Source organism: Sphingomonas sp. SL1004 (assembly GCF_057815015.1).
Window position 1 is genome coordinate 268,195 of the sequence record NZ_JBYMUX010000001.1, and the last position, 13,859, is coordinate 282,053.

General features: G+C 66.1%; 13 protein-coding genes and 1 tRNA gene. 5 read left to right on the forward strand and 9 right to left on the reverse strand.

All coding sequences use genetic code 11. The features are described 5' to 3' along the window. Positions 1–1,833, forward strand: coding sequence for a cation:proton antiporter (locus tag AC3D24_RS01280; protein ID WP_489027472.1), 1,833 nt, complete (start codon positions 1–3; stop codon positions 1,831–1,833). Beyond that, positions 1,830–2,351: an OmpA family protein gene (locus AC3D24_RS01285; RefSeq protein ID WP_489027474.1), complete on the forward strand. Its 522-nt coding sequence runs from the start codon at positions 1,830–1,832 to the stop codon at positions 2,349–2,351. The genes AC3D24_RS01280 and AC3D24_RS01285 overlap by 4 nt, the downstream gene beginning before the upstream one ends. On the opposite strand, the gene AC3D24_RS01290 is transcribed toward AC3D24_RS01285, so the two are convergent. The 3 genes from AC3D24_RS01290 to AC3D24_RS01300 form a co-directional block, all read right to left on the reverse strand. Continuing rightward, entirely contained in the window at positions 2,338–3,285 is a 948-nt protein-coding gene (locus AC3D24_RS01290) for a LacI family DNA-binding transcriptional regulator (RefSeq protein WP_489027476.1), read from the reverse strand. The two genes, AC3D24_RS01285 and AC3D24_RS01290, sit on opposite strands and share 14 nt — an antisense overlap. A gap of 283 nt (positions 3,286–3,568) precedes the next feature. Beyond that, entirely contained in the window at positions 3,569–4,495 is a 927-nt protein-coding gene (glsA, locus tag AC3D24_RS01295) for a glutaminase A (RefSeq protein WP_489027478.1), read from the reverse strand. A gap of 187 nt (positions 4,496–4,682) precedes the next feature. Continuing rightward, positions 4,683–4,758: transfer RNA gene (locus tag AC3D24_RS01300), tRNA-Ala, on the reverse strand. A gap of 293 nt (positions 4,759–5,051) precedes the next feature. Between AC3D24_RS01300 and AC3D24_RS01305 the strand changes: the two genes are divergently transcribed. Both AC3D24_RS01305 and AC3D24_RS01310 read left to right on the forward strand, forming a co-directional pair. After that, positions 5,052–6,344, forward strand: a complete 1,293-nt coding sequence (locus tag AC3D24_RS01305) for a DUF2171 domain-containing protein (protein ID WP_489027480.1) — start codon at positions 5,052–5,054, stop codon at positions 6,342–6,344. A gap of 141 nt (positions 6,345–6,485) precedes the next feature. Then, positions 6,486–7,475: an NADP-dependent oxidoreductase gene (locus AC3D24_RS01310; protein ID WP_489027482.1), complete on the forward strand. Its 990-nt coding sequence runs from the start codon at positions 6,486–6,488 to the stop codon at positions 7,473–7,475. Between the two features lie 277 nt (positions 7,476–7,752). Here AC3D24_RS01310 and AC3D24_RS01315 read toward each other — a convergent pair whose 3' ends face one another. From AC3D24_RS01315 to AC3D24_RS01340, 6 genes are read right to left on the reverse strand one after another with little or no spacing between them, the layout of a single operon-like run. After that, positions 7,753–8,721, reverse strand: a complete 969-nt coding sequence (locus tag AC3D24_RS01315; protein ID WP_121885960.1) for a magnesium and cobalt transport protein CorA — start codon at positions 8,719–8,721, stop codon at positions 7,753–7,755. A 38-nt stretch (positions 8,722–8,759) separates the two neighbouring features. Beyond that, positions 8,760–9,554, reverse strand: coding sequence for a MetQ/NlpA family ABC transporter substrate-binding protein (locus AC3D24_RS01320; RefSeq protein WP_489027485.1), 795 nt, complete (start codon positions 9,552–9,554; stop codon positions 8,760–8,762). A 22-nt stretch (positions 9,555–9,576) separates the two neighbouring features. Continuing rightward, positions 9,577–10,239, reverse strand: coding sequence for a methionine ABC transporter permease (locus AC3D24_RS01325; protein ID WP_056062682.1), 663 nt, complete (start codon positions 10,237–10,239; stop codon positions 9,577–9,579). Then, entirely contained in the window at positions 10,236–10,970 is a 735-nt protein-coding gene (locus AC3D24_RS01330; RefSeq protein ID WP_489027487.1) for a methionine ABC transporter ATP-binding protein, read from the reverse strand. Before AC3D24_RS01330 ends, AC3D24_RS01325 begins: the two co-directional genes overlap by 4 nt. Continuing rightward, entirely contained in the window at positions 10,967–11,983 is a 1,017-nt protein-coding gene (locus AC3D24_RS01335) for an LLM class flavin-dependent oxidoreductase (RefSeq protein ID WP_489027489.1), read from the reverse strand. Before AC3D24_RS01335 ends, AC3D24_RS01330 begins: the two co-directional genes overlap by 4 nt. Beyond that, positions 11,983–12,888 carry an ATP-grasp domain-containing protein gene (locus tag AC3D24_RS01340; protein ID WP_489027491.1) on the reverse strand — a complete coding sequence of 302 codons (906 nt, stop codon included), beginning with the start codon at positions 12,886–12,888 and terminating at the stop codon, positions 11,983–11,985. The genes AC3D24_RS01335 and AC3D24_RS01340 overlap by 1 nt, the downstream gene beginning before the upstream one ends. Positions 12,889–13,027: 139 nt before the next feature. Here AC3D24_RS01340 and AC3D24_RS01345 point away from each other — a divergent pair, with 139 nt between their 5' ends. Then, positions 13,028–13,669: a peptidylprolyl isomerase gene (locus AC3D24_RS01345; RefSeq protein WP_489027493.1), complete on the forward strand. Its 642-nt coding sequence runs from the start codon at positions 13,028–13,030 to the stop codon at positions 13,667–13,669. Positions 13,670–13,859 lie beyond the last annotated feature (190 nt).

The following is a 13,859-nucleotide window of genomic DNA, read 5'->3' on the forward strand; positions in this document are numbered from 1 at the left end:
ATGGAGCATGCCGCCTTCGCGATCGCGGTGATCGGCCTGCTCGGGATCGGTGCGCAGTGGACCGCGTGGCGGACCGGCTGGCCGGCGATCGCCCTCATGCTGGCCGCGGGTATCCTTGCCGGGCCGGTCACCGGGCTGGTCGATCCCGAGCGCGATTTCGGTGCCTTGCTGAAACCCGCAATCTCGATCGCGGTCGCGCTGATCCTGTTCGAGGGCGGGTTGAGCCTCAACTTCCGCGAACTACGCCACGCGGAGGGATCGCGCGGCGCGGTCGGGCGGCTGTCGCTGATCGGTATTCCGGTCGGCTGGGCGCTGGGTGCGCTCGCCGGCTTCTACGTGGCCGGACTGGTGTGGCCGGTGGCGATCCTGTTCGCTGGCATATTGGTCGTAACCGGGCCGACCGTCGTCTTGCCGCTGTTGCGCCAGAGCAGCGTCGCTGCGCGACCGCGCGCGATCCTGAAATGGGAAGCGATCGTCAACGATCCGTTCGGCGCATTGTGCGCGTTGGTTACCTACGAATATCTGCGCCGCTCGGCACAGGGCGTGTCGATGGCGCAGATCGCGGGGTCGCTACTCGGTGCGGCGATCGTCGCGGGGCTGATCGGGTTCGTGGTGGCACGAGCGATCGCCTGGGCGTTTCCGCGTGGCCACGTGCCTGAATATCTGAAGGCACCGATGCTGCTGGTCGCGGTGATCGGCACGTTCGTCGGATCGAACCTGATCCAGCAGGAAACCGGGTTGCTCGCGGTCACGGTGATGGGCGTCGCGCTTGCCAACATGCGGATGGCCGGGCTGCGCAACATCCGGCCGTTCAAGGAGAACGTGACCGTCCTGCTGATCTCGGGTGTGTTCGTGCTGATGTCGGCATCGCTGAACTTTGCCGTGCTAGCGCGGTTCGAATGGCGGTTCGTCGGCTTCCTGTTCGCGCTGCTGTTCCTGGTGCGACCGATCACGGTGCTGCTCAGCCTGGCATTCAGCAGCGTGCCTTGGCGCGAGCGACTCTTCGTCGCGTGGATCGCGCCGCGCGGTATCGTCGCGGTGGCGATCTCGGGGCTGTTCGCGCTGCGGCTGGACGAGCTCGGCTATGGCGACGGCGAGACGCTCGTGTCGCTGTCGTTCGCGGTGGTGGTGGCGACGATCGTCGCGCATGGCTTCAGCATGAAGCCGATCGCGCGCTGGCTGAAGGTGACCGGCCCCGGCGACCGCGGCCTGCTGATCGTCGGCAGCACGCCGTGGAGCCTAGCGCTGGCGCGACTGCTCCGCGAACTCGACGTGGCCGTGACGATCAGCGATACCAGTTGGCTCCGGCTCAGCGCGGTTCGCCAGGCAGGCATCGCCTTCTATCACGGTGAGATCCTGTCGGAAGCGGCGGGGGACGAACTGCACATCGGCGATTTCCAGCTCGTCGCCGTGACCACGGAGAACGAAGCCTATAATGCCCTGGTGTGCAGCGAACTGGCATCCGAACTCGGCCCCGACGCGGTCTATCAACTCGGCGATTCGCCCGATGAGGATCGCCGCCGGCTCGCAGGATCGCTTCGCGGCGAGGCGCTGTTCGAAACGGGCTGGGGTATCGACGACGTGACCGAGCGTACGCAAGGCGGCTGGACGTTTCGCCGGACGCTCCTGACCGAACGCTTCGACTATCTGGCGGCGCGTGCGGCATTGCCAGATGGGGCGGCCCCGTTGCTGCTGCTGCGGCGGAACGGCAGGGTCCGCTTCTTCACGCACGCCGCGCCGCCGAAGCCGGTGCTGGGGGATACGGTGGTGTCGTTCGTCCCGCCGCGCGCGCTCCGGCAGGTCCATCTTGAACTCAGGGAGCAAGACGCATGACCCGGATACTGCACGGCGTCGCGCCGCTTCTCGCTTTGTGCGCCGTGGCCTGCGACTGCCCGAGCCCATCGGAGCCGCAGATCGCGCAGGCCGCACCAGCGATCGCGGCGAAGTCGATCATGCGCCCGGCAATTCAGGCCGAGGCCGCACCGGTTCCGGCGGCACCCGCGGCGCAGACGATGGTGACGATCGCGTTCGCGTATGACGGCGATGCGCTCGACGATGCCGCACGCGCGCGGCTCGACCGGCTGGCGCAGGCGCCGACCACCACGACCGCGACGTCCATCGTCATCCGCGGCCATACCGATGCGTCGGGCAGCGATCGCGCCAATCTGCGGATCTCGATGGCCCGCGCGATCGCGGTGCGCGACTATCTCGCCGCGGCGAAGGTGCACGTGCCGATGACCCTGGTGGCGCTGGGCGAGCGTCGCCCGGTCCGTCCCGGCGCAACCCCGGATGGTGCCGACGACCCCGCCGGCCGCGCCGCGAACCGGCGCGTGGAAATCACGCTCCGCTGACGATCGTCCCGTCGAACATTCGCTGCACCGGATCGCCGTCGCCGCCCGCCATCCGGCCGACCAGCAGCGCAAGCGCGGCATGGGCCATCGCATCGACCGGTTGCGCGACGATCAACGGGTTGGCATCGAGCAGCCGCAACCACGGCGCGCCGTCGAAGCCGGCGAGGCGAACCGGCGCAGCCGGCGGTCGGGTCTTCAACGCGACGGCGACCTCCAGCATCGTCAGGCTGTCGCCGACCACGATCGCGTCGCACCGATGCTCGGTCAGGGCCGTGCGAACCGCCGCGGCTCGGCGCGCGGTCTCGTGCGGCACGCGGGCGATGTGGACCGGCAGGCCGAGGCGATCCAGCGCCTCGGTAAATCCCTGGCAACGCTCGACCGCGGTACTGCCATGGTCGCCGAACAGGCCGAGTATGCGGGTGCTCCCGGCTGCCGCCAGCGCGTCCACGAGTGCGCTTGCGGCCGCCACGTTGTCGAGCCGGACGCTGTCGACGCGCGGCGTCCCCTCGACGCGATCGATGACGACCAGCGGGGTGGGGATCGCCGGGACGCCCCCCGCCTGCGTCGGTGCGAGCAGGATGCCGGAGACGCGTTCCTCCGCGAGCAGATCGAGCAGGTGCGTCTCGCGCTCGGGATCCTCGGCGCTGTTGCACAGGATCACCCGCAGGCCCTCGCGCCACGCATAGGTCTCGACCGCTTGGACGAACCGCACGAAGAACGGATTGGCGATGTCGGGCACGATCAGTCCGACGACGCTGGCACTGCGCGACCTTAGCCTTCGCGCCGCGAGATTGGGGCGGTAGTCGAGCGTTGCCAGCGCGGTCTCCACGCGATGGCGATAAGCGGGGCGCACGCTCTTGCCCGACAGGACGCGCGATACGGTCGCCATCGAGACGTCGGCGAGCGCGGCGATGTCCTTGATCCCGATCGCCACGTCGCTCACCTCTCGCCAAGACACGGCGCCGTCCGGTGCGGATCATCGGCCGTGACGGGACCGCCCCTTACCGTCGTGCGACCGTCCTTGTCGACCGCGAGGTGCCGGAAGGCTGCCGGGCGCAGAGCGCAGGTCAGGCGCAGCGGGTTGCAGCACTACGCTCCGGCCCAACCTGCGACATTCCAGGGCGGTGGAGGATGCGGGCTTGCCTTGGGCACTATGGCGCGCGCGGGCGGGTGGGACCGTGTCGAGCGCGCTACAACCGGACTCGTCTGCGATCTGTTCAGGCGATCGGCGGGCCGAAGACGGACCAACCGGTCCGCGCGTTGAGCATCTCCAGCGCGCGGACACCAAGCATCGAGTTGCCGTGCTGATCGAGATTGCGCGACCACACCGAGATCGAAGCGATACCGGGAGCAATCGCCAGAATGCCCCCGCCGACGCCACTTTTTGCGGGAAGACCGACACGGACCGCGAAATCCCCCGAGCCGTCGTAATGGCCACATGTCATCATCAGCGCCAGGATCGTCCGCATCCGCCCGGCACGGTCGTCGCCGGTATCGGCGGACATGCGCGTGTCGGCCAGATACCGTCCGGCCTGCGCCAGGCCGACGCAATCGACGCGTACCGCGCACTGCCGCGCATAGGAGTCCATGACCGAGTCGATCGACGAACGGACGTTGTCGTGATGCTTCATGAAATGGAGCACGGCCCGGTTGAGGTCGCCGCCTTCGTTCAGCACGTCAGGATCGAGAGTTATCGCCGTCTTCGATGCGGCATCGTCGATCTTGCTACGGACAAGGCCAGGCACGGCATCCAGCGCGGAATCGCCGAAGTTTTCGACAAGCATGTCGACGATGGCGAGCGCGCCGGCGTTAATGAATGGATTGCGCGGAATACCGCGGGTACGCTCCAGGTCGATCACCGAATTGAACGGATCGCCGGACGGCTCGCGCCCAACCCGCTCGAACACCAGGTCGGCGGAAGTTTCCAAAGCCAGGCTCAGCGCGAACACCTTCGATATGCTCTGGATGGGGAAGGGGGCGCTCGCTGCTCCCGCCCGGGCCAGTGAACCATCCGCCATCGCGATCGCCATCCCAAACGGGCCTGGAGCGAGCCCCGGCGTCTTTGCATCCGCCGCGTTCTCGATCTCATGCGCATCGGCTGTGATCGTATCGGCGATTTCGGAGACGATCCGGTGAATGTCCATTGGTGTGTGGCTCCCTGTCATGGCCCACAACGGTTCCGCACCGTTCCGTCTCCCTTGGCCGGTAGCAAATGCGCGATGACCCCGCTGGCCAAGTATAGTCGCCATAGGCACGCGGATTACCGCTGTGTTACCGCACCAGTTGGATCGCATGGGGCGGAAGGATCATAACCATTCCAGTACGTTGCGCTGGTGGAGCCGAAGGGAATCGAACCCTTGACCTCTGCAGTGCGATTGCAGCGCTCTCCCATCTGAGCTACGGCCCCGCGCGGTTGGCCATAGGCCATTATCGCGCCTTAGCGGGTCGGTTTGGGCGATGCAACCGGCTTGGCTGGCGGGCTTTTCCGCGGCTCTCGGGCCGTTCTACTTTCAGCGCAGCGCGGGTTCGATACCCGTCCGGCCCGTCGTCGCAGCGTTGCGTCGTGTCGCCGTCAAGCTACGGCAAACACAGGAACAATCGACCGGCTTGGCGTTTGTAGTCTTCGGAATGTACGGACTTGCGATCGACTAGGGCGATCGACGAGACCGGCAGCCGCAGGACAGCAATTAGGAGGTTCCTATGGTCTACGAACGCAATACCCGGGATCGTCAATCGGGCGATTATTACGGTCGGCCGAACTCGCAGGATTATGGCCGCGACTTCCGCTCCGACGGGGGCGATTACGGTCGATCCAGCGCGCGCGATTACGCAGCAGCCGGCGAATTCGATCGCGACGGCAATCGCGGGCGCGATGACCAGGGGAGCCGCGGTCAATATGGTCGCGAGCAGAACCGCGACCAGGGCAGCCGCGACTATTACGGCGGTCATAACGATCGCCAGCAGCCATCGGGCGGCGATCGCTATGGACACTCGCGATACGGCCAGGGTTCGGGTCAGGGCTACGGTCAGCAGGGCTATGGCCAGCAGGGCTATGGTCGCCAGGATTCGGGCCAGCCCTATGGTCAGCAGAACCAGCGCAGCCAGGGTTCGGGCGATACCGACTATCACGGCAGCTATGCGTCGGACGGTCGCCGCTTCGAAGACGTTGGCCGCAACCGTCATGCGGACGACGACAATCGTAATGCGCCGCGCGGGAACGATCGTGGGTATGGCCGCCAGCCGCAGGGCTACGACTATGACGATCGCGGGTTCATCGCGCGTGCAGGCGACGAAGTTCGTTCGTGGTTCGGCGACGACGAGGCCGAGCGTCGCCGCGAAGCCGATGCGCGCTATGACGAGCGCTCCTACGGCAATTCCGACAACCGTGCGTTCGGCAATCGCTCGTCGAACACGCATGACGACCATTACCATAGCTGGCGCAGCACGCAGATCGCGGCGCTCGACCGTGACTATGATGAGTATCGCAACGAGAACCGCTCGAAGTTCGAAAACGAGTTCTCGTCGTGGCGCAATGAGCGCCAGGGCCAGCGTAGCTCGCTGTCGCAGGTTACCGAGCATATGGAAGTCGTCGGGTCTGACGGCAGCCATGTCGGCACGGTCGACAAGGTGAAGGGCGACCGGATCCTGCTGACCAAGAACGACCGCGATGCGGGCGGTGTGCACCATTCGATCCCGTCGCGCTGGATCAAGACCGTCGACGGCAAGGTGACGCTGTCGAAGTCGGCCGACGAAGCCAAGGCGGCGTGGAAGGAAGAAGAGCGCAACTCGGCGATGTTCGAGTACGGCGATCGCACGGGCGGCGACAAGAAGGATGCCGGCACCAGCGGTTATGCTTCGAGCTCGCAGACGGGCAGCACGCAGACGGGCAGCACCGGGACCGGCACGGCATCGGGCACCGGCACGACGACCGGCGGCACCACCACTGGCACGACGTCGGACACGCTCGGCAAGTCGGGTTCAACCACGTACTAACTGGTTGAAAGCGTTGGCTGGCGTCGCATGATGTCAGCCGAACAGGGGCCCGGGCGGAAACGTCCGGGCCTTTTTGCAGGTTGCGTTGGGTGTGCGTTTCGCCATACCCGCAACACGAATAATCAAGACAGGAGCAAGTTTATGGCCCGTGCATGGAGCCTGAAGGCACGTCCGCAAGGCATGCCGAAGCATACCGACTTCGCCATGATCGATCTCGACCAGGCGGCGCTCGGCGCCGGCGAGGTGCGGATCGCCAATCGCTGGCTGTCGGTCGACCCGTACATGCGCGGGCGGATGAATGACGTGAAGAGCTACGTCCCGCCGTTCGCGCTGGGCGAGGCGATGCAGGGCGGCGCGGTCGGCGAAGTGGTCGAGAGCAACGACGAGGGCATCAAGGTCGGCGACATGGTGCTGCACATGGCGGGCTGGCGCGACGAGGCGGTGGTGCCGGCCGCGCAGGTGCAGAAGCTGCCTGCGCTCGACGTGCCTCCGCAAGCGTTTCTGGGTCAGCTCGGCATGCCGGGGATGACCGGGTATTTCGGCCTGCTTCAGGTCGCCGAAGCCAAGGCGGGCGATACGGTGTTCGTGTCGGCGGCGGCGGGTGCGGTCGGATCGACCGTGGTGCAGGTCGCCAAGGCCAAGGGCATGACGGTGATCGGTTCGGCTGGCGGCGCGGAGAAATGCGCTTGGGTAAAGTCGCTCGGTGCGGATGCGGTGATCGACTATAAGAGCGACGTTCCGGTGGTGAAGGCCTTGGGCCAAGCAGCTCCCAAGGGCATCGACGTGTATTTCGACAACGTCGGCGGCGAGCATCTCGACGCGGCGCTGGCGCATGCGCGGATGCACGCGCGGTTCGCGGTTTGCGGGATGATCGACGTGTACAACAGCGGCGCGGCGACGCAGCTGAAGTACCTCGCGCGACTGATCGGTAACCGCGTGCAGATCCGCGGGTTCATTGTGAGCGACTACATGAATCGCGCCGAGGAGTTCTACAAGGACATGGGCGGGATGCTGGCGGCGGGGACGCTGAAGCGGCAGGAGACCGTGCACGAGGGGCTCGAGACGATGCCGGATGCGTTCCTGGGGCTGTTCTCGGGTGGGAACACGGGGAAGATGCTCGTCAAGGTTTGAGCTGCTCTTCGATCCTCCCCCGCCAGGGGGAGGTGGCACCGAAGGTGACGGAGGGGGAGGAACGCGCAACCACGGTTATCCCTTACCTCCCCCTCCGTCTGGCAAGGGCCAGCCACCTCCCCCTGGCGGGGGAGGATGCAGTAGAGGGACGGCTGCATCCCCGCGTCACCCCGGACTAGTTCCGGGGGGCACCGTGCCGCGTATCGACGGCTGGCGAGTATGCGGATCGGTGGATGCCGGAACGAGCCCGGCATGACGGAGTGGGTGATCGGTTCCGCTACAACCACTTCGCCTGCTTGAACTTCACGTATAGCGCGGCGCAGACGACACCGATCACGCCCAGTACGACGAAATACCCGTATTCCGTTTTCAGCTCGGGCATGTTCTCGAAGTTCATGCCGTAGATCCCCGCGATCGCGGTCGGGACCGCCAGGATCGCGGCCCAGGCGGCGAGCTGCCGGGTGATTGCACCGGTCCGTTGTTGCTCCAGCAAATTGCTGAATTCGAACACCGAGGTCAGCACTTCGCGCAAGCCCTCGACCATCGTCTGGACACGTCGGACATGGTCGAGCACATCGCTGAAATACGGTTTCGCTTCGGTATCGATGCAGGGAAGGTCGAGGCGGACGATCTTGCCCGCGACCTCGCCCATCGGCCCGAGGATACGCTGGAAGCGGATCATCTCGCGCCTCAGCCCGAAGATGCGGACGATCTCGTCGCGGCCGAGGAACGCGTCGATCGTGCGCTGTTCCATCGCCAGCACCTCGTCCTCGATGCTCTCGACGATCGGGAGGTAGCCGTCGACGACGTAGTCGAGGATCGCGTGGAGGACGTAGTCGACGCCGTTGATGAGCAACGTCGGCGCGGCTTCGAGCTGTTCGCGGAGCGCCTTGTGCGAGCGTGCCGAGCCGTGGCGGACGCTGATGATGTGGCTGTGGCCGACGAAAATCGCGGTTTCGCCGTACGCGATCTTGTCCTGCTCCAGCTGAGCGGTGCGGGCGACCACGAACAGCTGGTCGCCATAGACGTCGACCTTGGGCAGCTGGTCCGCCTTGATCGCGTCCTCCACCGCCAGTGGGTGGAGGTTATACTGGTCCTTCAGCGTCCGCATCTCGGCGTCGGTCGGGTCGCAGATGCCGATCCAAACGAACTCGGAGCGATCCGCGGGGCAGTCGACCTTTTCGTCGATCGAGACCGCGCGGACGCGCTTGCCATGGCGATAGAGATACGCGGCAACGACCGTCATGGAGCCTCAGGGATTACGCTAACGAGGCCGCGCCGGTATCAGAACGCCGGGAGGACCGCACCCCGATAATGCTGCTCGATAAAGGTCTTGGTCGCCGGGCTGCGCAACGCGGCGATCAGTTTCACGACCCGCGGGTCCTTCTCGCCACCGGGCAGGCCGACGACGAAATTGACGTAGGGACTGTTCTTGTCCTCGATCGCGAGCGCGTCGCGGACCGGGTTGAGCTTCGCGTCGAGCGCATAGTTGGTGTTGATCAGCGCGAGATCGACCTCGCCGAGCGTGCGGGGCAGGGTGGCGCCCTCCAGTTCCTTGAATTGTAGGTTGCGCGGGTTGGTGGCGATGTCGTTGAGGCTCGACAGCGGATTGGTCGGGTTCTTGAGCGTGATCAGCCCGGCCTTTTGCAGCAGCAGCAGCGCGCGGCCGCCGTTGCTCGGCTCGTTCGGGATCGCGACGGTCGCCCCGTTGGGGATTTGCGCGATCGACTTCCACTTGCGCGAATAGGCGCCGAGCGGTTCGACGTGGACGCCGGCATAGGTCACCAGATGCGTGCCGCGCGAGGCGTTGAACTCGTCGAGATACGGCTTGGTCTCGAAATAGCTGACGTCGATCTGCTTCTGCTCGACCTGGAGGTTGGGCTGGACGTAGTCGTTGAAGACGCGGATCTGGAGGTCGACGCCTTCCTTGGCAAGCGTCGGCTTGATCGATTCCAGGATCTCGGCATGCGGCACGGCGGTCGCGGCGATCGTCAGTGTCTTGCCGTCATTGGTCTTGGTGCCACCGCAGGCGGCGAGCGCGAGCAGCGAGAACGAGGCGAGCAAAATGCGGCGGTTCATGCGAATTCCTAGCGGCGTTAAATCAGCGGCGGGTGAAGTGGCGGGCGAGCGCGTCGCCGGCATATTGGATGATCTGGACGAGCACGACCAGCAGCACGACGGTGACGACCATGACGTCGGTCTGGAAGCGTTGATAGCCAAAGCGGATCGCGAGATCGCCGAGCCCGCCCGCGCCGACCACGCCCGCCATCGCGGTGAACGAGACGAGCGCGACCGCGGTCACGGTGGCGCCGGCGATCAGTCCGGGCAGCGCCTCGGGAATCAGCGCGCCGGTGACGATCTGACGCGTGGTAGCGCCCATCGCCTGGACCGCCTCGATCGTGGTGCGGTCGACTTCCTTGAGCGATCCCTCGACGAGGCGCGCGTAGAACGGCGCCGCGCCGACGACGAGCGGCGGGATCGCTCCGGCGACGCCGAGCGAGGTGCCGACGAGCATCACGGTGAGCGGGATCATCACGATCAGCAGGATGATGAACGGCACGGAGCGGAGGATGTTGACGATGATCCCGAGCACGGCGTTGGCGACGCGGTTCTGCGACAGCCGGCCCCGGTCGGTGAGGTAGAGCAGGACGCCGAGCGGGAGCCCGAACGCGATCGTGAGGATCAGGGATCCGCCGAGCATGATCAGCGTGTCGAGGCAGGCCTGGCCGATGTCCGACCAGTCGATGTTCGCAAAGAAGCTCATGTCGCCAGTGCCGCCAGCATGCGCTGCGTTGCCGGGTGGGCGGCGTTGGCGAAGATGTCGGCGACGTCGCCGGTCTCGACGATGCGGCCGCGATCGAGGACGGCGACGCGGTCGCAGACGTAGCGGACGACGTCCATTTCGTGCGTGATCAGGACGATCGTCAGGCCGAGGTCTCGGTTGAGCTCGCGGAGGAGGGTGAGGACCGAGCGGGTGGTCTCGGGATCGAGTGCGCTAGTGGCTTCGTCACAGAGCAGGATGTCGGGGTCGGTGGCGAGCGCGCGGGCTATGCCGACGCGTTGCTTCTGGCCGCCGGATAGCTGGGCTGGATATTTGGTGGCGTGATCGGCGAGGCCTACGCGGTCGAGCAGTGCGGCGACTTTCGTCTCGCGCTCGGCCTTTGATACGCCCGCGAACACCAGCGGGAACGCGACGTTGGCCGCGACCGTGCGCGACGACAGCAGGCCGAAGTTCTGGAAGATCATGCCGACCCGGCGGCGTAGCGCGCGCAGGTCCGCCGCCGACAGCGCGGCTACGTCGACACCATCGACTTCGACCCGGCCCGAAGTCGGGCGTTCGAGCGCATTGATCAGGCGGATCAGCGTCGACTTGCCCGCGCCGGACTGGCCGATGACGCCGAATACGCCGCGCGCGGGAATTTCGAGCGATACGCCGTCGAGAGCGGACGCGTCGCTTGCCGGGTAGGTTTTGACGACGTCGGTGAGACGGATCATGCGGTGCCCATGACCTGCGCGGCGAACCGCTCCATTTCCTCGGCCTGCGGGCTCATCTGGAGCAGCAGCAGGTCGAGACCGGCCGCCTCATACTCCGCGACGCGCTCCTTCAACTGCTCGGGTGTGCCGACCAGATTGGGGCGCAGGCCGCGGTTGGAGACGGAGTATTCCTGAATCTTCAGCTCACGTTCGAGCTGCGTGCCCGATAGCCACTGGTCGAAATTCGCGTAGCCGGCGGGGAGTTCGGTGACGCTGGTGATGCGGTCGAGCTCGCGCTTGGCCTCCGCCTCGCTGTCGCGGACGATCGCGTAGGCGGCCATGCCGTATTGCATCGGCGCGCCGCCAGCTGCTTCGCGTCGCGCCGCCATGTCGGCGATCTTCGGGGCGATCGCGTCGGCGGGGTCGCCGTGCATGACGTACGCGTCGCACTGCGCGGCGATCATCGCCTTGGCCTTCTCGCTCTCGCCGCCGGCATAGACGGTCGGGCGCTTGGCGGGCTTGGGGGAGCAGATCGCCTGTTCGGTTGTGTAGAACTGGCCCGCGAAGTCGAATCGCTCCTCGGTCCACAGCCCATCGACGACGGTCAGCCACTCCGCCGTCCGCGCGTAGCGATCGTCGTGCTGGTCGAACTGGAGGCCGTATTGCTTCGCCTCGTCCGCCCACCAGGACGACACGACGTTCAGCGCGAGCCGTCCGCCCGAGATCCGGTCGATGTTCGCCGCGGCCTTGGCGAACAGCGCGGGGTGGTGGAAGTTCGGGCGGACCGCGACCATCAGCTCGATGCTATCGGTCACCGCCGCCAGCGCCGCCGCGGTCGACCACGCATCGAGTGCGGGCTGTTCGATGCCCTTGATGTCGTTGAGGTTCAGCTCGGCGATCAGCGTCAGGTCATAGCCCCAGCGCTCGGCATTCTGCGTCAGCGCCTTGGTGTAGGCCCAGCTTGCCTCCATCCCCTCGTTGGGGACGTTGCGAAGCCAGCCGCCGAAGACGGGAGTCCAGTAACCATAGCGCATCAGCGGGCCTTCTCGATCTGTTCGACGAGGTAATCGACGAGGCGGTCGTGCGGATCCCAGCCGAGCACATCCAATGGCTTGGCGACGAAGTTCGACAGCGCGTTGATGTCGTAGAAGCGCGCGACGCCGTCGCGGTCGTCGATCATGACTTCCACGCCGCCGACGTCGAGATCGACCGCGCGGGCGATCGCTTCGGCGGCGTCTTTCAAGGTCTGCGAAGGCTCGACTGCGGCCATCTTGATTCCTGAGCCGGGAACGACGCACGCGTCCGCCGGGCAGAGATCGAACGCGCCGCCGCCCGCGACCTCGATTGCGTAGAGGTATTTGCGGTTGAGCGTTTCGATCCGGGTGATCGCGCCGTCGCGGACGGGGACGTATTCCTGGACCAGCAGGACGCCGTCTACGCTGCTTGGTAGGCCGGCATCGGCTACGGCGGTGCGGAGTTCGTCGAGGCTATCGAACCGGACGATGCCCGCCCCCGATCCGCCTATGTTCGCCTTCACGACCAGCGGAAAGCGGAGCGTCTGCGCGGCGGGGACGACGTCGGCGGCGCGGTGGACCACGCGTGTCTCGGGGATCGCGAGGCCGAGCGAGGCGATCAGCGACAACTGCCGGGCTTTCGACGCGTCGATCGCGAGGACGTCGGTGCCGTTGATCACGCGCGCGCCGGTGCGGCGCCAGTGATCGAGCATCGCCATCGTGTAGAAGATCGGATGCTCGTCGTTGCGCAGGAAGCTCGACATCGCGATGCGGTTGAAGACGACGGGGGCGGGGGCGCTCTGGTCGGCGGGGTTCCAGAAGCCATCGGGCTTGGCGCGGGTGAACGCGACGCCGCGGCGATCGAGGGCGGCGAACAGTGGTTCGAACCAGAGCGGGTGCTCGTAGATAATGGCGAGGTCGGTCATCGCTCTCCGGATACGCATTGCGCGCGGGCGTGCAAACCCAAGCAATAGTTTGCGCCACGCAATTTCGCATCGTGACCGGCTGACGTTCTCGGCTGACGTTCTCGGCTGACAGGGCGCGTTTGCCGCGGTAGCCTTGGTCATGATCTTAAAAACGCTTGGCGCTTCGCTCGTCCTTCTCTGTGCCGTTTCCGGCTCGGCGCAAACCGTCGCTCCGGTCGCACCGGCTACGCCTGTTCCGGCCGAGGCGGTGCCGGCGGCGACCGTCTCGATCGTGATGACGACCAGCGAGGGGCCGATCACGCTGGCGCTGGAGAAGGAGCGCGCGCCGCTGACGACCGCGAACTTCCTGCGGTATGTCGATCAGAAGCGGCTGGACGGCGTGACGTTCTACCGCGCGATGAACCTGGGGCAGGGGACCGGGCTGATCCAGGGCGGGCCGCAGAACGATCCCAAGCGCATCCTGAAGCCCGTCGCGCATGAGGCGACCAGCAAGACCGGCCTGTCGCATGTCGATGGGACGATCTCGCTGGCGCGGTTGGCGCCGGGGACGGCGACGGCGGATTTCTTCATCACTGTCGGGCCGGTGTTGTCGCTGGATGCGAACCCGACGGGGAGTGGGGATGCCGCGGGGTATGCGGCGTTCGGGCATGTCGTCGAGGGGATGGACGTGGTGAAACGCATCCTTGCTGCGCCGATTTCGGCGACCGCTGGGGTCGGGGTGATGAAGGGGCAGATGATCGCCGCGCCGGTTAAGATTTTGATGGTTCGGCGGGCGAAGTAGCTCGCCCGTCTTTTCCACCCCGGCGAAGGCCGGGGCCCAATTGGTAAGGTCGCAGTGAGGTTGGACTGCGCTTCGTTATAGCTGTCCCCCAATTGGGCCCCGGCCTTCGCCGGGGTGGTAATGAGGGTCGGGTAGATTGAGCGGAAACTTGTCTGCTTCCCCGCGGACACGGTGAAACAGAAGACGGCTA